The organism is Allobosea sp. 01N443, assembly GCF_056399325.1.
Genome location: NZ_JBFTRC010000025.1, coordinates 1 through 18,836, shown reverse-complemented (window position 1 = coordinate 18,836; position 18,836 = coordinate 1). Strand labels below are relative to the sequence as shown.

Annotated in this window: 19 protein-coding genes; 7 read left to right on the top strand and 12 right to left on the bottom strand. The window is 65.2% G+C overall.

Going from position 1 to position 18,836, the window contains the following annotated elements; all coding sequences use genetic code 11:
* Window positions 1-109 precede the first annotated feature (109 nt).
* The gene (locus AC1DRP_RS09585; protein ID WP_441506109.1) at window positions 110-511 is read left to right on the top strand and encodes an SRPBCC family protein; all 402 of its coding nucleotides are present in this window, start codon (window positions 110-112) and stop codon (window positions 509-511) included.
* 183 nt (window positions 512-694) lie between these two features.
* Here AC1DRP_RS09585 and mobA read toward each other — a convergent pair whose 3' ends face one another.
* Window positions 695-1,321, bottom strand: coding sequence for a molybdenum cofactor guanylyltransferase MobA (gene mobA, locus AC1DRP_RS09580; protein ID WP_476768389.1), 627 nt, complete (start codon window positions 1,319-1,321; stop codon window positions 695-697).
* Between the two features lie 52 nt (window positions 1,322-1,373).
* Entirely contained in the window at window positions 1,374-1,889 is a 516-nt protein-coding gene (locus AC1DRP_RS09575; protein ID WP_441506108.1) for a DUF2478 domain-containing protein, read from the bottom strand.
* A gap of 198 nt (window positions 1,890-2,087) precedes the next feature.
* Here AC1DRP_RS09575 and AC1DRP_RS09570 point away from each other — a divergent pair, with 198 nt between their 5' ends.
* A complete protein-coding gene (locus AC1DRP_RS09570; RefSeq protein WP_476768388.1) occupies window positions 2,088-3,332 on the top strand; it encodes a peptide ABC transporter permease in 1,245 nt (414 codons plus the stop codon).
* A 21-nt stretch (window positions 3,333-3,353) separates the two neighbouring features.
* On the opposite strand, the gene AC1DRP_RS09565 is transcribed toward AC1DRP_RS09570, so the two are convergent.
* The 6 genes from AC1DRP_RS09565 to argE all read right to left on the bottom strand — a co-directional run bounded on the left by AC1DRP_RS09565 (window position 3,354) and on the right by argE (window position 10,478).
* On the bottom strand, window positions 3,354-4,274 hold the full coding sequence (locus tag AC1DRP_RS09565) for an ABC transporter ATP-binding protein (RefSeq protein WP_441506139.1): 921 nt from the start codon (window positions 4,272-4,274) through the stop codon (window positions 3,354-3,356).
* A gap of 86 nt (window positions 4,275-4,360) precedes the next feature.
* Window positions 4,361-5,347 (bottom strand): ABC transporter ATP-binding protein, encoded by a 987-nt coding sequence (locus tag AC1DRP_RS09560; RefSeq protein ID WP_441493544.1) that lies wholly within the window; start codon window positions 5,345-5,347, stop codon window positions 4,361-4,363.
* 4 nt (window positions 5,348-5,351) lie between these two features.
* A complete protein-coding gene (locus AC1DRP_RS09555) occupies window positions 5,352-6,305 on the bottom strand; it encodes an ABC transporter permease (protein ID WP_441506106.1) in 954 nt (317 codons plus the stop codon).
* Window positions 6,306-6,325: 20 nt separating this feature from the next.
* Entirely contained in the window at window positions 6,326-7,306 is a 981-nt protein-coding gene (locus tag AC1DRP_RS09550) for an ABC transporter permease (RefSeq protein ID WP_476768387.1), read from the bottom strand.
* A gap of 194 nt (window positions 7,307-7,500) precedes the next feature.
* Window positions 7,501-9,090, bottom strand: a complete 1,590-nt coding sequence (locus AC1DRP_RS09545; RefSeq protein WP_476768386.1) for an ABC transporter substrate-binding protein — start codon at window positions 9,088-9,090, stop codon at window positions 7,501-7,503.
* Window positions 9,091-9,326: 236 nt separating this feature from the next.
* Window positions 9,327-10,478 (bottom strand): acetylornithine deacetylase, encoded by a 1,152-nt coding sequence (gene argE / locus AC1DRP_RS09540; protein WP_441506104.1) that lies wholly within the window; start codon window positions 10,476-10,478, stop codon window positions 9,327-9,329.
* A gap of 167 nt (window positions 10,479-10,645) precedes the next feature.
* Between argE and AC1DRP_RS09535 the strand changes: the two genes are divergently transcribed.
* From AC1DRP_RS09535 to AC1DRP_RS09525, 3 genes are all read left to right on the top strand, one after another.
* Entirely contained in the window at window positions 10,646-11,614 is a 969-nt protein-coding gene (locus AC1DRP_RS09535; protein WP_441506103.1) for a threonine ammonia-lyase, read from the top strand.
* A 130-nt stretch (window positions 11,615-11,744) separates the two neighbouring features.
* Window positions 11,745-12,206, top strand: a complete 462-nt coding sequence (locus AC1DRP_RS09530) for a DUF4126 domain-containing protein (protein WP_441506102.1) — start codon at window positions 11,745-11,747, stop codon at window positions 12,204-12,206.
* Complete coding sequence (locus tag AC1DRP_RS09525) at window positions 12,203-13,582, top strand: FAD-containing oxidoreductase (protein WP_476768385.1); 1,380 nt, start codon at window positions 12,203-12,205, stop codon at window positions 13,580-13,582. Before AC1DRP_RS09530 ends, AC1DRP_RS09525 begins: the two co-directional genes overlap by 4 nt.
* Before the next feature lie 2 nt (window positions 13,583-13,584).
* Here the strand turns inward: AC1DRP_RS09525 and AC1DRP_RS09520 are convergent, their stop codons facing one another.
* Window positions 13,585-14,535: a phosphoribosylaminoimidazolesuccinocarboxamide synthase gene (locus AC1DRP_RS09520; protein WP_476768384.1), complete on the bottom strand. Its 951-nt coding sequence runs from the start codon at window positions 14,533-14,535 to the stop codon at window positions 13,585-13,587.
* 166 nt (window positions 14,536-14,701) lie between these two features.
* Between AC1DRP_RS09520 and AC1DRP_RS09515 the strand changes: the two genes are divergently transcribed.
* Window positions 14,702-15,190, top strand: a complete 489-nt coding sequence (locus AC1DRP_RS09515; RefSeq protein ID WP_441506099.1) for a GAF domain-containing protein — start codon at window positions 14,702-14,704, stop codon at window positions 15,188-15,190.
* 43 nt (window positions 15,191-15,233) lie between these two features.
* Here AC1DRP_RS09515 and AC1DRP_RS09510 read toward each other — a convergent pair whose 3' ends face one another.
* The 3 genes from AC1DRP_RS09510 to AC1DRP_RS09500 form a co-directional block, all read right to left on the bottom strand.
* Window positions 15,234-15,971, bottom strand: a complete 738-nt coding sequence (locus AC1DRP_RS09510; RefSeq protein ID WP_476768383.1) for a DUF2161 domain-containing phosphodiesterase — start codon at window positions 15,969-15,971, stop codon at window positions 15,234-15,236.
* Window positions 15,972-16,232: 261 nt separating this feature from the next.
* Entirely contained in the window at window positions 16,233-17,003 is a 771-nt protein-coding gene (locus AC1DRP_RS09505; RefSeq protein ID WP_441493534.1) for an acid phosphatase, read from the bottom strand.
* 295 nt (window positions 17,004-17,298) lie between these two features.
* Complete coding sequence (locus AC1DRP_RS09500) at window positions 17,299-18,093, bottom strand: bestrophin-like domain (RefSeq protein WP_441493533.1); 795 nt, start codon at window positions 18,091-18,093, stop codon at window positions 17,299-17,301.
* A gap of 255 nt (window positions 18,094-18,348) precedes the next feature.
* On the opposite strand from AC1DRP_RS09500, the gene AC1DRP_RS09495 reads away from it, so the two are divergent.
* On the top strand, window positions 18,349-18,836 hold a 488-nt coding region (locus AC1DRP_RS09495), incomplete at its 3' end, for an amidohydrolase (RefSeq protein ID WP_476768382.1).

Sequence of the window (18,836 nt, the reverse complement as noted above, 5' to 3'; positions counted from 1 at the left end):
ATCGGCCCTCCGCACCGGCGCCCAGCCGCCCCGGCCGGATACCGGGGCGGCTCCAGGCATTTGCCAATGTTCTTCTTTTGTTCTAGGTTGACCGAAAGGAGGTCGTTCCATGCCCGTTCAGCCCGCGCGCCATATCAGCATCTCGATCGGCAGGCCGATCGAGCAGGTCTACGGCTTTCTGGCAGAGCCCCGTAACTTCCCGAAATGGGCCGAAGGGCTGGGCCATAGTTTCAGGCATATCGAAGGCATGACCTGGGCTGCCGAGACCCCATTGGGCCTGATGCGCATCCTGTTCAGCGAACCCAATCCTTACGGTGTGCTCGACCATGCCGTGATCCCCGATCACGGGGAGCCGATGCACAACCCGATGCGCGCCCTCGCCAATGGCGATGGCAGCGAGGTGATCTTCACTCTCTACAAGCGGGCCGAGATGAGCGACGACGATTTCGCCCGCGATGCCGACTGGGTCACGAGCGATCTGAGGCGTCTCAAAGCGCTGCTGGAAGGCTGACGAGAGCGATTGGCCCGTGCTGACGCCATCGGGCGCAGAAACCTGAGATCCATGCCTCGGCGCGCCTGTTTGACGCTGTTCGATGGTTTCCAATGCACCTTCGCGCTTCCGTAGCGAAGCCGGCACGCGCCCTCAGAGCCGGGCTCTGCGGCAAGCTGGTACAGCGGGCGCCCCAACCCACCATCACGCATCGCTCAGCCGCGCGTGAAGCTGCTCGGCCTCGACCAGGTCATCAGGGCGATTGGCATTGAAGAACGGGTCGACCGGATCGACCGGCCACTCCGCCGCCGCAACACCATGGCGCGCCGTCCAGCGGCCGATCTTTCGCTCATCCTCGACCGTGAGTGCATGCCGCAAGTCGTCACGCAGCGCGACCGGCCACAGCCCGATCACCGGATGGTCCCAGCCGCCCGATGCAGCGCAGGCCAGCGGAACATTGCCCGCTGCGCGCGCCACATGGAGCCGTTGCACAAGATCACGCGGGATGAAGGGGGTGTCTGCCGCAACGCTGACCATCCAGGCATGTCCGGGGCGGTTCGCGGMCATCCAGTCGAGCCCGGCCAGGATGCCGGCCAGCGGCCCGGCGAAACCGGGCACGCTGTCGGCGACCACCGGCAGGCCGAATTCAGCGAAGCGCGACAGGTCGCCATTGGCATTGATCAGAAGTCCGTCGCATTGCGGCCCCAGGCGATCGACGACATGGGCGAGAATGCTGCGCCCGGCGATCAGCCGAAGCGGCTTGTCGCCACCGCCCATGCGGCGCGCGAGCCCGCCGGCGAGGAGGAGACCAAGCGTTGGAGGGATGGTCATGCCATGGCCCGCAAGCGTCGCATCTCGCGTTCGCGATCGGCGGCGCCGGGCCTCACGCCGGCACACCGAGCCGATCCGCAGCCCAGGTCTCCACCGCTCGGCCCTCAGGCGGCAATGGGGTCCAGTCATCGCCGGCAAACTCACGCCAGGCCGAAACGAAATCCTCGCGAACGGCGATCAGCACGGGCAGGCCCGATAGCGCCGCGGCCGCGATCTCCTGGCGCAGGCCCTGACCAAGCTGCTCCTGCCGCCCGAACTTGTTGACGATCACGAGATCGATGTTTCCCGTCAGAGCGGCCGCGACCGCTCCTCCCGCTGCCGCAAGGCCGGCGACGTCGAGCCGGCAACCCGACGCGCCCGCACCACGATCCTCGCTGATCGGAAAGCGCCGGCCATTCGCGAGGTCCTCCAGCGCCATGGCGTGACAGCCATCCCCGCAATCATCGCCGTTGTGCTGGACGACACCGCCGAGCTTCAACCCCTGCCGCTTCATCTGGCTGGCAAGGCCAACCATGAATGCATCGATCTGGAAACCGGAGGAATAGACGATTGCGGCAAGCGTGTTCATCGTCCCTCCATCCCACGAAATATCATCCGCAGCCAGAACCGTGACCGCAAGGTGCTATGATGGCGTCATGGCCCTGCGTCAGATGCCGGCTCACTGTTGCAGCGCACCTACAGTCGCGCGGGCCGCCACAAGCTAGGGTGCTGCGGGGCTGACGTCCGGCGTGTTCTCCGGTCAAAGCCGTTTGTTCGGTTGCCGTCCATGATCCGCCACAACGCCAATGCCCCGATTGACCCCGCCGCGGACGCAGCCTTGCTGCTGCGTCGCATCGGCTTCGCCACGCTTGCGCTGGCGCTACCGATAGCGTCGCTGGTGTCGCGTCGCGCGGCCGTCGTGCTCGCGCCGATCGGGGTTGCGTTGCTCATCATTTCCTCGCTGATCGAGGAGCGTGGCCAGTTCGGCAGGAATCTGAGGGATTCCCTGCTGAGCCGGCCAGGCATGATCCTGATGGGGCTCGTGGCCTGGGCCCTGCTCTCGCTGGTCTGGAGCCCCTACACGCTTTCGGCGACCGAGAAGGCCACCAATCTGGTTCTTGCCGTCGCGCTCGGCTTTTGCGGTGCCGCGGCGCTCCCGGAACGCATGCGCGCCTCGAACCTCAATCTCGTGCCGCTCGGCACCGGCATCGCCGCGCTGTTTGCTCTCGCGCTGCTGGTCGCCGGGAACATGAGCGCCGCTGGCGTCTCTCCGGGCGTCGAACGCGGCGTCAGCGTCGTGCTGATCATGTCGTGGCCCGCCTTCGCCTGGCTCCTCTCGCGTGCGCGCGGCTTGAGCGCACTGGGCCTCGCTCTCGCCGTCGGCCTGCTTGCCATGACCCGCTTCGAGGATGGCGAGGCGGTGGCGATGATCTGMGGCACGGTGGCCTTCGGAGCGATCAGCGCCAATCGGGTCGTCGCCGCTCGCGCCATCGCCATTATCGTTGCCGGGCTGATGTTGCTGGCGCCGCTCCTGCCCTTCCTGCTGATGCCGATCGCATCGCGCTTGCCCGACGATCTCGCCCTCACCCTCGGCATCTGGGCCGACATCGTCAGCCGCGAACCGGTTCAGCTGATCACCGGGCACGGCCTCGACACCGTGCTGCGCGGCCGCCTGACGGGTGGCCTGCCTCAAGACACGCCGACGACCATTCTGTTCGAGTTCTGGTTCGAGCTCGGCCTTGTCGGAGCCGCTTCGGCCGCGATCTGCCTGTACTTTGCGATCAAGGCCGCGGGCCAGATGGCGGGAGCGCTCGCCGCCGGCGTCACTGCTGCCTATGTCACGGCCTTCGCGCTTGCCGTTCTGGGCTTTGCCACCTTCCAGACCTGGTGGCTGATGACGCTCGCCTCCGTCGCCCTGATGTTCACGGCGATTGCCCGCGGGCAATACCGGACCGAGCGACCGCTCGCGCCATTGATGCCGCAGCCTGCAGCGAACAGCAGGCCAAAGGCCGGCGGGCCTGCTTCCTCCTGATCGCCCCCTGAGCGGCGCGGCTCAGGCCGCCGCCGCCCGGTCGCCGTTCACGGCATGGCAGGCGACACCGTCGATCACCGGCGGATTCTCGATCTTGCAGCGGTCGAACGCCAGCGGACAGCGCGGATGGAAGGTGCAGCCGGAGGGCGGGTTGATCGGGTTCGGGATTTCCCCCTTCACGCCCTCGCGCGCCTTGCCGACCATGGCGAGATCCGGAACCGCATCGAGCAGCATGCGGGTATAGGGATGGCGCGGGGCCGAGAAGAGCTGCTTGCCCTCCGAAACTTCCACAAGCCGGCCGAGATACATCACGCCGATGCGCGTCGCCATATGCCGGACCACGGCGAGGTTGTGCGAGATGAAGAGATAGGTCAGCCCGAATTTCTGCTGCAGATCGCGCATCAGGTTGAGGATTTGCGCCTGCACGGAGACATCAAGCGCCGATGTCGGCTCGTCGCAGACGATGAACTCGGCATTCGAGGCGAGCGCGCGTGCGATCGCGATGCGCTGGCGCTGCCCCCCGGAGAACTCGTGCGGGAACTTCTTGGCGTCATCGGGATGCAGGCCGACCAGCGTCAGCAATTCGCCGATGCGGGCATTGATGTCGCCTTCGCCCTCGATGATGTCGAAGGCGCGGATCGGCTCGGCGATGATCCGGCCGACACGCCAGCGCGGATTCAGGCTGGCATAGGGATCCTGGAAGATCATCTGGATGCGCCGACGCATCCGCTGACGCTCCTGCGCGACCGCAACGTCGTTCATCGAGATGCCGGCGATGCTGACAGTACCGCCCGAGGGTGGCAGCAGGCCGACCACCATGCGCGCGACGGTGGACTTGCCCGAGCCGGATTCACCGACGAGCGCGAAGGTCTCGCCCTTGCGGATATCGAAGGAAACCCCGTCGACGGCCTTCAGATACTGCTTCGGCGCGCGTTCGAGCATGCGGTTGAGCCAGGGCTTCGACACGTCGAAGACGCGCTTCAGGTCGCGGACCTGGACGAAGGCGGCGTTAGGCGGAGGGAGCTGGCTCACGCTGCGATCTCCGCATTGGGCTGGTCGTAGAGATGGCAGGCGACCTGCCGGTCGCCGACCCTGGTCAGCTCGGGCCGCTCGACATGGCAGCGGGCGAAGGCATGAGCGCAGCGCGGATTGAAGGCACATCCCCGCGGAATGGCCGAAAGCCGGGGCATCGCGCCGGGAATCTGCACGAGGCGGTCGGCATCACCCTCGATCGACGGGATCGCGCCCATCAGCCCCTTCGCATAGGGGTGGAGCGGGTCCTTGACGACATCGCGGACCGGGCCGATCTCGGCGATCCGGCCGGCATACATCACCGCGACCCGGTCGGCCGTTTCGGCGATGACGCCCATATCATGGGTCACCAGCATCACCGAAGTGCCGCGCTCACTGCAGAGGCGTTTGATCAGCGCGATGATCTGGGCCTGGACCGAGACGTCGAGCGCAGTCGTCGGCTCGTCGGCGATAATGAACTCGGGCTCGGCGCAGAGCGCGAGCGCGATCACGACACGCTGGCGCATGCCGCCGGAGAATTCGTGCGGATAGCCGTCGATCCGCCGCTCCGGCGCCGGGATGCCGACCTCGTCGAGCAGGGCGATGGCGCGCGCGCGGGCATCCGCTGCGCTCAGGCTGGTATGAGTCCGGATCGTCTCGATCAACTGCTCGCCGACCCGGTAGAGCGGGTTCAGGCTGGTCAGCGGATCCTGGAAGATCATGCCGATCCGCTTGCCGCGGATCCTGCGCATCGCCTCGGGCGGCAGATTGTCGACGCGCTCGCCCGACAGCACGACCTCCCCGCCGGCGATGCGCCCCGGCGGATCGATCAGGCCGATGATCGCGGAACCGGTGACGGACTTGCCCGCGCCGGATTCGCCGACGACACCGAGCACTTCGCCGCGTGCGATATCGAAGGAGATCTTGTCGAGCGCGCGCAAGGTACCGCGCCGCGTCACGAACTCGACGGTCAGGTCACGGACGGAAAGAACGGGGACGGTCATCGGGTCACCTCAGCCGCGGATTGAGCGCATCGCGCAGCCAGTCGCCGAGCAGGTTCACCGCCAGCACCAGGATCGCCAGGGTCACGCCGGGAAAGGCGACGATCCACCAGTCGCCGGAGAACAGGTAGCGGTTGCCTATGCTGATCAGAGTGCCGAGCGAGGGCTGCGTCGGCGGCAGGCCGACACCCAGGAAGGAAAGCGTCGCCTCGGTGATGACGGCGAGCGCCAGATTGATCGTCAGGATGACGAGAACCGGGCCGATCACGTTGGGCAGGACATGGCGCAGCATGATCAGCGGCGCCGGCAGGCCGACGAGGCGTGCCGCCTGAACATAATCCTTATTGCGCTCGACCAGCGTCGAGCCCCGCACGGTGCGGGCATATTGCACCCAGAAGGACAGGCCGATCGAGATGACCAGAACATAGATCGCGGTGTCCTCGCGCGCGGCACTCTTGAAGATACCGCGGACGACGCCATCGATCAGAAGCGCGATCAGGATCGCCGGGAAGGTGAGCTGGACATCGGCGATGCGCATGATCAGCGAATCGACACGTCCGCCGAGATAGCCCGCGAGCAGGCCGAGCGTGATGCCGATCGAGGCGGCGAGGATCACTCCGAGGCCGCCCACCACCAGCGAGACGCGCAGGCCGTAGAGAATGGCCGAATAGAGATCCCGCCCCTGGTCGTCGGTGCCGAAGATGAAGCGGGCCTCCCCGCCCTGCTGCCAGGCCGGCGGGATGTTGGCGTCGGCGAGGAAGACGGAGGCAGGGTCGAAGGGATTGGTCGGTGCGATCCAGGGGGAGAAGGCCGCGCCGATGAACAGCAGCAGCACGACGAAGGCAGCGACCATCGTCACCTTGGAGCGCAGGAAGCTGGCCAGAATGTCGCTGTCGAGGAAGCGTTCCCAGCGGGTCGGGATCTTCTCGGGCGAAGCGGGCGGCTGAGTGGTCATGCTCATGGTTTCAACTCTCCGCCAGCTCAGTGCGCACCGATCGTCGCGCGCAGGCGCGGATCGACGGCGGCATAAAGCAGGTCGACGACCAGGTTGATGCTGACGAACAGGAAGGAGATCAGCATCAGATAGGCAGCCATGATCGGGATATCGACGTTCTGGACGGCCCGCAGGAAGAGCAGGCCCATACCCGGCCACTGGAACACCGTCTCGGTAATGATGGCGAAGGCGATGATCGAGCCGAGCTGCAGTCCGGCGATGGTGATGACCGGAACCAGCGTGTTCTTGAGCGCATGGCCGAAATTGACCGTCCGGGTGCGCAACCCACGCGCCCGGGCGAACTTGATGTAATCTGCCCGCAGCACTTCGAGCATCTCGGCGCGGACGAGGCGCATGATCAGCGTCATCTGGAACAGGCCGAGCGTGATCGAGGGCAGGATCAGTGCCTTGAGGCCGGACASGGTCAGCAGGCCTGTCGTCCACCAGCTGCCGATCTTCACGACCTCGCCGCGCCCGAAGGATGGCAGCAGGCCAAGCGTGACCGAGAACAGGTAGATCAGGAGGATGCCGATCRGGAAGGTCGGCAGACTGATACCGATCAGCGACACTGCCTGGAAGATCTTGGCGAGCCAGCTGTCGCGCTTCAGCGCGGTGTAGACACCCATCGGGATGCCGACGAGGAGCGAGAACAGGGCCGACATGAAGGCGAGTTCGAGCGTCGCCGGCGCGCGGTCACCCAGCAGCGAAATCACCGGAAGCCGGAACTGGTAGGACACGCCGAATTCGAGCCGGGCGGCGTTGTAGATATAGCGGAAGAACTGGACGATGACGGGGTCGTCGAGGCCGAGCGAGCGCCGGATCTGCTCGACCTGCGCCTGCGGCGTGTCGAGGCTGACGAGCTGGTTCACCGGATCGCCGACGAAACGGAACATCGCGAAGGCGATCAGCGCCACGCTCAGCATGACGAGAAGCGACTGAAACAGCCGACGCAGAATGAAAGCTAACATGGCCGCCTTGAATCCCCGGTTTGCCGAGGTCGGAAAACGCGCGGCCATYCCGGGCTGGGGGGACGCGGAGATCCAGAATCCAGCAGGAGCGCCATGCGCTGCAACGGATCCTGGTTCAGCGCGGCTGCACCGTCTGTCCGGGATGACGATGAGGATGAAGGAAGGCACKCGGATCGCTCCGCGCGCCTCTCACGTCACTCCTTGGTGGCGTAATAGAGCAGGACCGAGTTGTCGGCGCGCTGGGTCAGCTTGACCTTCTTCGAGACACCCCAGGCGAGAGCCTGCTGATGCAGAGGGATATAGGCGAACTCGTCCACCGTGATCTTGAAGGCTTCCTTGATCATGGCGTCGCGCTTGGCGGTATCGGGCTCGACCAGGATCTTGTCGGTCAGCGCGTCGACCTTCTTGTTGCAGTAGCCGCCGAGATTCGACTCTCCGCGCGACGAGCCGGCGACATCGCGGCAACCCAGGATGTCGTTGAGCACGTTGTGGCTGTCGAAGGTCCCGGGGGTCCAGCCGAGCAGGTAGAACGAGGTCTTGTAGCCGCCCGACTTCAGCACCTTGGCGAAGTACTGGCCCTTCGGCTGAGCGTTCAGGTTCACCTTGATGCCGGCGCGAGCCAGCATGCCGACCACGGCCTGGCAGATCTGGCCGTCATTGACATAGCGGTCGTTCGGGCAATCCATGCCGACTTCGAAGCCGTTGGGATAGCCGGCCTCGGCCAGGAGCTTCTTGGAGGCCTCGGTGTCGAACTTGGCCCGCGTGAAGCCGGCGTGCGGGAAAAGTTCCGGCGCGATCATCAGCGGCGACGGAGTCGACAGGCCGCGCATGACGCGGCTCTTGATCGTTTCGATGTCGATCGCCTGGTAGAAAGCCTGACGAACCTTCGGGTCCTTGAAGGGGTTCTTGCCCTTGACGTTGGATTCGAGCAGTTCGTCGCGGGTCTGGTCCATGCCGAGGAAGATCGTGCGCAGTTCCGGCCCGGTCATGACCTGGACATTGCCGGCGCTGTTGACACGCTGGATGTCCTGGATCGGAACCGGCTCGATCACGTCGACCTCGCCCGAGAGCAGGGCCGCGACCCGGGTCGCATCAGAAGCGATCGGCGTAAACACGATCTCCTTGAGATTGTGCTCGACCTTCTTGTTCCACCAGTTCTCGTTGACCTTGAAGACGGTCTTCACGCCGGGCTGATGGCTCTCGATCTTGAACGGGCCGGTGCCATTGGCATTGAGCGAGGCGTGGCTCGGCGTCGTCGCCGCTGCCGGTGTCGGAGCGACGGCGTTATTCGCCTCCGCCCACTTCTTCGACATGATGTACCAGGTGTCCCACTGGGCATTCAGGATCGGGTTCGGGGAGCTCAGCGTCACGTCGATCGTGTAATCATCGACCTTGGTGAACTTGGCGTCGGTCGGAATGCGCGTGGTGAAGTTCGAGCCGGGGGCGCGGACGCGCTCGGCCGAGAAGATCACGTCATCGGCGGTGAAATCCTCGCCATTGTGGAACTTCACGCCCTTGCGCAGAAAGAAGCGCCATTTCAGGCCGTCATCGGAGACTTCCCACTTCTCGGCGAGGGCGGGCTCGATCTTGAGGTCCTTGCCGCGCGCCGTCAGGCCCTCATAGGGGTGGCCGAGATGGGCATTGGTGGTGGTCTCGTTGACGGTATAGGGATCGAGCGACTTGAGCTCGCCTTGGTTGGCATAGCGCAGTGTCTGTGCCTGCGCGGCGCCGCACATCAGCGCCAGAGCCGCAACCGCGGCGAGGCAGTTCGTCTTGARTGACATAATTCGATCGCTCCCAATCGTTTTTGCTACCCACTCCTCCCGGGAGCGGCTCCCGCCGGGCGCCTCCCAAGCGCCCGGCGAAAGAAGATGGCAGATTAATGACGCTTCGTGAGCGGCGTCCAGTACGGCTGATGAGAAACGCTCCAGATTGCATTTTCTTGCGCACCGAACCCAAGGCTCACACGCAACCATCAAAATCGACGCCAGGAACGGACGTTCATGGCGTCGGATATCTCTCAGCGTGCCAATTCGGCGATTACGCCACGGATGAACCGCGCCCCGGCATCGAGCTGGGCTACCGTAATGAACTCGTCGGGCTGGTGAGCCTGGGCGATATCGCCCGGGCCGCAGACCACCGTCGACCAGCCTGCCGCCTGGAACAGCCCGCCCTCGGTGCCATAGGCGACGACATGGCTGCCATTGTCGCCGGTCAGCCGGCGTGAAAGGGCCTCCGCCTCGCCACGCTGCTCCGGTCCGAGCGCGGGCGTGAAGGAGGTGACTTCCATCTCGATGCCCGTCTCGGGCGCGATCGCCTTCATCCCGGCCTCGAGTTCGGCGATGCGGGCGCGGTAGCGCTCGACGTAATTCTGGTCGCGCTCGCCAGGAATGACGCGCACCTCATGGGTGAAACTGCAATGTTCGGCCGTGATGTTGACGGCCGTGCCGCCCTGGACCACGCCGACATGCAGCGTCGTGTAGGGCGGTTCGAAACCGTTATCATTCGGGGTCCGGGTCTTGTTTTCCGCCATGACCTCGTCGTGCCAAGCGATCAGCTTGCCGGCGATCATGACGGCCGGCACGCCGATGTCGACGCGGCTCGAATGCACCGCATGGCCGCGCACCGTCGTCTTCATCCGCGTACCGCCCTTGTGGCCGGTGACGACCTGCATCATCGAGGGCTCGCCGACGATCACCGCCGACGGCGTGAGGCCAGCAGTGACCATGGCCTCAATCATGATCCGCGCGCCGAGACAGCCGACCTCCTCGTCATAGGAGAGCGCGATATGGACCGGGCGCTTCAACCCGGCCTCGATCATCTCCGGCACCAGCGCCAGCGCGGTCGCGTCGAAGCCCTTCATATCGCAGGCTCCACGACCGTAGAGCTTGCCGTCGCGCTCGGTCAGCGTCCAGGGATCGGAGCTCCAGTCCTGCCCCGCGACGGGAACGACGTCGGTGTGCCCGGAGAGCACGACGCCGCCGGCAACCGCCGGTCCGACCGTCGCATAGAGATTGGCCTTCTGGCCGTCGGGGCTCGGAACGATCGTGCTCTCGACACCGAGGCTGGCGAGGTAATCACGGCAGAAATGGATGAGCTCGAGATTGCTGCGCTGCGATTCCGTATTGAACGAAACCAGCTTCGCCAGCATTTCCTTGGGGGTGTATTTCACGGGGTCGGATCTCCAAAGGCAGACGGGAAGGCAGGTTTCATGCCGACACGCTAGGCAGCCTGACAGCCAGGTCAATCGTCAGCTGTGGCTTGACCGGCCTGCGCCGGACGCGTTGATGTGCGCGCCGAGACGCCGGCGCCGCCGGGCCATGAGAGAAGTCCAGTCCCATGAATTTCGACGTCACGCTCGCCGATATCCAGGCTGCCGCCACCCGCATCTCCGGCAAGGTGCGGCGCACTCCGAGCTTCCATAGCGCCGGCCTCTCGGCGCGGCTCGGCGTCGAGACCGTGGTGAAGGTGGAGAGCCTGCAGCTCGGCGGTTCGTTCAAGGTGCGCGGCTGCTTCAACAAGCTGATGGCGCTCAGCGAGGACGAGCTGAAGCGCGGCATCGTCACCGTTTCCGGCGGCAACCACGCGATCGCGGTTTCGATGGTCGCCAAATCGATGGGCGCCCGCGCGCTCGTGCTGATGGCGAAGAATGTCGCGCCCTTCAATGTCGAGCTCACCCGGCAGGCCGGCGGCGAGGTCGAACTTTGCGAGGACGCGATCGAGGCCTTTGCCAAGGCCGACGAGTACGCGGCGAAGGGCATGACCAATGTCCACTCCTATGACGATCCGGCGATCATCGCCGGCCATGGCTCGCTCGGCCTCGAACTGGCGAATGATGCCAGCGGGCGCCTCGACCATGTCTTTATCTCGATCGGCGGCGGCGGCTTCGTGGCCGGAGTCGGCACGGCTCTCAAGGGACTCGACCCGGCGGTGCGCATTCATGGCGTCGAGACGGAGGGGGCAACGACGATGACCCAGGCGCTGGAGGCCGGCAAGCCGGTACCGATCCGGCCGACCTCGATCGCCCGCGCGCTCGGCGCCCCCTTCGCGACCGAACGCACCATGGCGGCAGCGCGCCAGTATCTGGAGGAGATCGTCACCGTGCCCGATGCCGAGGCCGTGCGCGAAATGGCCTGGGTGCTGCAGAACGGGAGGGTGCTGATCGAGCCGGCGGCAGGCTGCGTGGTTGCCGCAGCCGTGGCGCGCAAGGAGATGTTCAAGCCCGGGGAGCGCGTCGGCCTGATCCTCTGCGGCTCCAACGTCTCGCTCGACGATTTCGCGGCGTGGCGCAAGGAGTACGGGGTGTAAGGCAACCTCGTTGCCGCCGGGTTTGATGCTTGACCTTACGCCAGGGAGCCGACCGGTCAACGATGAGTTGACCTGCGCGATGAGCTAGCGTTGTCTTGGGCGGCGATACCCTGCCGTTCGAGGGAAGACCATGGCCGTCTTGCTCGCAGTGCTCATCGGGGTCGTGGCCGGGCTGCGCACCATGATGGCACCGGCCGCCGTCAGTTGGGCCGCCCATCTCGGCTGGATCAACCTCGGTGCCAGCCCCCTGGCCTTCCTGGGCTATGCCTGGACGCCCTGGATCCTGACCGCGCTGGCCATCGGCGAACTGATCACCGACAAGTTGCCGTCGACGGCGAGCCGCAAGGTCCCGACGCAGTTCGGCGGCCGCATCGTGACAGGCGCCCTGTCCGGCGCGGCCATCGGCGCCGCGGCCGGATCGCTCGCGCTTGGCGCGATCGCGGGCGCGGTTGGCGCCGTCGCCGGTACGCTTGGCGGGGCCGCAGCCCGGGCGGGCCTCGCAGGAGCTTTCGGTCGCGACAGGCCTGCCGCGCTGATCGAGGACGTGGTGGCGCTACTCGCCGCCTGGCTGATCGTGGTGGCCGCGCGATGAACCGGACTTTCGACGCCATCATCATCGGGGCCGGCCAGGCCGGACCTTCACTGGCAGGCCGGATGACCGGTGCCGGCCTGTCGGTTGCGATCGYCGAACGCCATCTCTTTGGCGGCACCTGCGTCAACACCGGCTGCATGCCGACCAAGACGCTGGTCGCCAGTGCCTATGCTGCGCATCTCGCGCGCCGTGGCGCCGAGTACGGCGTCATCCTGGATACGCCGCCGCGCATCGACATGTCGAAGGTCAAGGAGCGAGCCGCCCTCGTCTCCGCCAATTCGCGCCGCAATATCGAGACCTGGCTGCGCGGGATGAAGGGCTGCACCGTCCTCACCGGGCATGCGCGCTTCGAGAGCGCCGACCGGATGCGGGTGGGCGACGATGTAATCAGCGCACCCCGCATTTTCCTGAATGTCGGCGGGCGCGCCGTCGTGCCGGACATGCCCGGGATCGGCGACATCTCCTACCTGACCAACACCTCGATCCTTGGTCTCGACACGGTGCCGAAGCATCTCGTCGTCATCGGCGGCAGCTATATCGGCCTCGAATTCGCTCAGATGCACCGCCGCTTCGGTGCAGCCGTCACTGTTGTCGAGAAGGGTCCACATCTCGTGTCCCGCGAGGACGAAGAGGTTTCGGAGGCGATCCGCGATATCCTTGTCGCCGAAGGGATCGAGATCCGGACCGGCGCGGAGTGCATTCGATTCGCTCCCCACCCGGAGGGCATCGCGGTCGGCGTGGATTGCACTTCCGGCGCACCCGAGATCATCGGGTCACATGTCCTGCTTGCCGTCGGGCGCCGCCCGAACACCGACGATCTCGGTCTCGACAAGGCCGGGGTCGCAACGGATGCACGAGGCTATATCGAGGTCGACGACAGCCTGGCGACCAATGTCCCCGGCATCTGGGCAATCGGCGACTGCAATGGCCGCGGCGCCTTCACGCACACGGCCTATAATGATTTCGAGATCGTCGCCGCCAATCTACTCGATGGAGAGACGCGCAAGGTCAGTGACCGCATCCCGGCCTATGGGCTCTTCATCGATCCGCCGCTCGGGCGGGTCGGCATGACGCTTGCCCAGGCGCACGCCAGCGGCCGGCCGTTGCTGGTTGGCCGCCGGCCGATGACGCGCGTCGGCCGCGCCATCGAGAAGGGCGAGACGCTTGGTTTCATGAGCGTCATTGCCGATGCCGAGACGCGCCGCATCCTCGGCGCTGCGATCCTCGGGACGAGCGGCGACGAGGCGATCCATGGGATCCTCGACATAATGAATGCGGGCGCGCCCTATGACAGGCTGCTGCGCGCTGTTCCGATCCATCCGACCGTATCGGAGCTCATCCCGACGATGCTTGGAGACATGCGCGCCCCAAACTGACCTCAGAAATAGCGCGCCAGGTTCCGGCGGATCCTATCCACCGGCGGCTCCTGGCCGGCAGGGGCCTCAAACGCCTGGCCCGTAATGGTCTCGAAGGCGCGGATATAGACCTGCGAGGTCTGCGCGATGAGCTCGTCCGGGATCTCGGGGATCGGCTCGTTGTAGGGATCGCAGCGTGCGGCGACCCAGTTGCGCACGAAATCCTTGTCAAAGCTCTCCGGCCGCTCTCCCGCCGCAAAGCGCGCCGGGTAGCTCTCGGCGAACCAGTAGCGGCTGCTATCGGGGGTATGGATCTCATCGGCCAGCATGATCCGGCCCTGCCGATCGGTACCGAACTCGTATTTGGTATCGGCAAGGATGAGCCCACGTCCGCGCGCGATGTCCTGCCCCCGGGCGAACAGGGCCAGCGCATAGCCGGACACCGTATCCCACTGTTCCTGGGTCAGGAGCTTGCTGCCGACGATCTCGTCCGGGGAAAGCGGCTCGTCATGGCCGCCGTCGAAGGCCTTGCTGGTCGGCGTGATGACGGCATGAGGAAGCGCTTCGTTGTCGCGCAGGCCATCCGGGAAACGGATGCCGTAGAGATCCCGCCTGCCCTRCTTGTACATGGTCAGCACCGATGTGCTGGTCGTGCCCGCGAGATAGCCGCGCACCACGATCTCGACGGGAAGGATATCGAGCTTCTGGCCGACGACGACGTTGGGGTCCGGATATTCCAGCACATGGTTCGGGCAGATATCCGCGGTCTTCTCGAACCAGAACCGGGCTGTCTGGGTCAGCACCTGCCCCTTGAACGGAATGCAGGCGATAGCGCGATCGAAGGCGCTGAGGCGGTCCGTGGCGATCAGAATGCGGCGCCCGTCCGGCAGATCGTAATTCTCGCGGACCTTGCCCCGATAATAGTTCGGCAGCTCCGGGATGACCGCTTCGCGAATGGGTTGAATCTCGGACATGGTGGACATCACTTCATCAAGGCGAGGAATCATGCAGGGAGAGAAACCCCGGCGCTGCGTTCCTTGTAGCCAAGTGGATCGATACGCACCATTGCGCTCTCGCTGTCGCCCCTGCGCGATGCTAGGGAGCGCCATAACGAAGGGCGAGCGCCGGAGGTGAGCAGCCATGTTTCAGGCACAAGCAATCGCGAGCAGCGACAAGGCAGGGTTCTATCGCGAGCTGACCTCGCAGCTTGAGGGCCTGCTGGCGGGAGAAAGCGACCCGATCGCCAACGCGGCCAATACCTCGGCACTGCTGTTCCAGATGATGCCGGATCTGAATTGGGCCGGATTCTACATCATGCGGGACGGCGAGCTCGTGCTCGGGCCGTTTCAGGGCAARCCGGCCTGTGTCCGCATTCCCGTCGGGCGCGGCGTCTGCGGAGCGGCGGTCGCTCGCCGGCAATCCATGCTGGTGGAAGACGTCCATGCGTTTCCCGGCCATATCGCCTGCGATGCAGCCTCGCGCTCGGAACTGGTCGTGCCGCTGCTCCGCGACGGTGAGGTGATCGGCGTGATCGATCTCGACAGCCCCCACCCCTCCCGCTTCGACACCGCCGACCAGGCCGGAATCGAACGGATCGCCGAGATCTATCTCGCTGCGAGCGCCTGCTAGACCGATCCATCCCCCGGCTGCGGGCGGAAGCGCGATGCGCCAATCAGCAGGCCGCGGCGGAGAGGCCCTCGTTGGTGTCCGCCACCGGAGGCACGACTCCGTGCTGCCCAGGTACGAGGGGGTCCGGAACCGACGTTGCCACCCATCTCGCCAGAGCCGTGCGGCCGGCGTCGGTCAGGGCGTAGACGCCGCGATCGGCTCGCTCGAACCAGCCATAGACGTTGCGGTGCAGGATCTTCTGTGCGTCCGGGCATGACTGTTTGAGATCGCGCGGCCGCTGCGGGCCTGCCGTCATGGCTGCAGCGCAAGCGAGCGCCTGCTGCCGGTAGGCCGTCATGATCGGTGCGCGCGAACCGCCGCCTGCGACAGGGTCTCCCCGACGCCGCTTGTGCTCCTCCACGAGCTTCGAACGCCGCTTGGCATCCTTGCGCGGCGTCGGCGCGGCCGGGGAAACGAGGATATCGACGCGACCGGACAAAGCGACCCCGAGAAGGCCGAAACCGAGATGCCGGCACAGATTGCGGTAGCGGGAATCGCTCTCGCGTCCCTTCCCCCGCGCCGACAACCGGGCTGCAAGCCAGATCTCGTCACCGAGCTTCATCCGGTCCACGCCCTGCAGGATGAGTTCGAGATTGAAGGTCAGCTTCAATTCTCCCACCACGACGACAGCCGGATCATCGCCTTTGAGACCAACAAGGTCGCAGCGCCCGACCTCACCCTTCACGGAATAGCCCAGGCCTTCGAGGAAGTGTTTGACCGGCAGATAGAGGGAAGTTTCCACGCGAGATCTCCGGTGCATTCCGATGCCGGACCGTTCCAGCAAGTCCGTGGCGCTKACCGCTACACCAAGGTGCAGCGGCGGTCGTTTCGGAATGGCAAACGGGAGGCAAGCCGGATGAGATCGACGGGCAGGCGTTCTGAACGCGGCACCTCAAAAGGCCGATGGCAACGCAAGGGGCAGCCCCCTGTCCAGGCGGCCACCCCTTGGGAATTCGTCACCGCGTCGATCCCGCGACGGGACCGACCTGCCATGACAGCTGGATCAGTGCGCCAGTCGCAAGGCGCCGCGGATTTCGGACTTCGCTCCTTCGAGATCCCTTTGGAAATCGGGGTTCCGGTAGGCGAGAACCGCGATCATCGCGGCCATCTCCCGGCCCGCCTGGATGTCGCTTGGGTAGTGCACTCCGCCGATCACCCGGTTCTCGCCGAATTCGACGGCACGCCCGAAGATCGCCTCGCCCTTCTCCGGCACGATATCGGCCAACACGATCGCGGTGAGGTACGAGAATGCAGCGTGACCGCTCGGATAAGAGCCGCTGTTCGCATATTTGGCGACCGGCTTGAGACGAGCGTCCACCACCGGCGGCCGCTGGCGATCCCATTTTTCCTTGCCCTGCTTGTTGAAGGCGCTCTCCGTCTTGTAGACCTTCGTGAAGAATGCCGCCGCTTTCGGCAGTTTTTCGGCCGTGAATTCGGGTCCCATCACGTCGGCGAAGCGAAAGACGCTCTGCTCAAGGTCCGCGACCGACCGCTCGGCTTGTTCGGCTGTTCGCTTCTCCTGCAGGCTTAGCATGATCTCGAGCTCCCGCCGGGTCGTATCCGCTGATGGCGGCGGCGCCATGAACCGGGTCGTGTCGAGTTGCTCCGGCGACACATAGTATTTGCTGCTCTGGACCTCCGCGCCGGCATAGCCAATCGCAAGAAGCGTAAGTCCGAGAGTCAGGCCCGCGAGTCTTTTCATCTTGTTGTCTCCCGATAAGCGTTTCTTCCCTGCTGCGGGAAGCAAGTCCGCGCAGCGCTCGATGCTGATCAAGAAACACGCCAGTCGTGCCCGCACCGCATGACCGCAATAGAATCAGAGGGTTGTCACGATTTCGGCGCCGAGCGGCGCGGGTAGTGTCAGGGAACGATGAGTAAAACCCGTAACATCGGCCGCGAGCATGGGTCATCGAAGATACCTCCTTGCAGCGCGGCCACTGATGCAGCCGGCAGCAAGAGGCGCCGGCATCCCCGGCAAAAGGACAGCAATCTGGCCCTACGTCATTCGTCGCCTCGCCCCCAAGCGAAGGCATCGACGACAACACTCGCACGAAATGAAGGTGAGCTGCCTACCGGCTCATGGCCTCGAACACATTGCGCATCGATGTGCTTGGGATGCCGAACAGGCCGCCATAGGGCGAGTTCAGGTCAACGATCACGAACATCACGCTCGATATCGAAACCACACCGATCGCCAGGACGATGGCGGCCAGCAGCTTGCGGGGGACCTGCAGGCCGAAGCTGACGAAGACCAGCATCAGCCAGAACGTCAGGACGTTCGTGAACAGCCGCGACGCCGGGTCCCTCGCATCTTCAATCACCGCCCAACGACGTTGTTGCAGGCTCATGAAATTCGCACGGCATTCCGTAGCCAGGTTCGCATGCAACCCGTCGACAGGGGCGAGGCCATTGATCTCGAGGCCGATCTGATTGACCAGCACGCTGAGCGTCGGRCTTTCCCCGTGGCGTCCCATGGTGCTGGGATCAGGATAGGCAATGCCGGTCGGCCTTTCCTCGTCGGGCCAGGTGCTCGCGATCACCGCGGCGGTATAGCTCCGGAGATTCTCGCGGGCCTTCTCAGCCCCCGGGCCGAAATTGCGCAGGCACTGATCGAGCTGGGCCAGTTGCCCGGCATCCGCGTTCCTGTCCCGGTACGCCATGTCGAACGCGCTCTTCACGCTCGACAGCTGCAGGCTGAGGACAAGCGCCGCAAAGGTAACGAGGAGGCTCGTGATCAGCCGCAGCGCTTCCATGTTCCTTTCGGTCAGGTGCTCCTCGGGCAACCGGCTCCGCAGCAGGAGGCCGAACACCGCGGCTGCGCTGAGCAGCGAGCAGAACGTGAAGGCTGAAAGCCACTCCACCATGACAGATCCTGCTCTCCTGGAAGCCCGCGACACGGACACATGCAGTCATCTCGACCGCGAGAACGATCTGCCGCCGACACCAGCCATCGATCCAGAATGATGCGAGGATTGCAACCATACGCGGTCGCGACGCCATTCCTCCGCTTCTGCCCCCTCATGCCGCAATCGGCTTGGACAGACCCGGTCGGACCGCGCTAGCTTGCATGACTTGGCAACCCGATTTCTGCCAACCTTCCCTCTCTGCCCGAGGACATGATGCCGAAGTCCGAACTCATCGCGGCGCTGACGCCCGAGCTCACCGCGATCCGTCGCGATTTTCACCGCCATCCCGAACTGCTCTTCGACGTGCATCGCACGGCGGGCATCGTTGCCGAAAAGCTCAGGGCCTGGGGCGTCGACGAGGTGGTGACAGGCATTGGCCAGACCGGCGTCGTCGGCGTGATCAAGGGCAAGCGCCAGGGTTCCGGCAAGGTAATCGGCCTGCGTGCCGACATGGATGCTTTGCCGATCCACGAGGAAACCAATCTCGAGCACCGCTCGACCGTGCCCGGCAAGATGCATGCCTGCGGTCATGACGGCCACACCACCATGCTGCTCGGCGCCGCGAAATATCTCGCCGAGACCCGCGATTTCGACGGCACCGCGGTCGTGATCTTCCAGCCGGCAGAAGAAGGCGGCGGCGGGGCCAAGGTGATGTGCGATGAGGGCCTGATGGAGCGCTTCGRCGTGCAGGAGGTCTATGG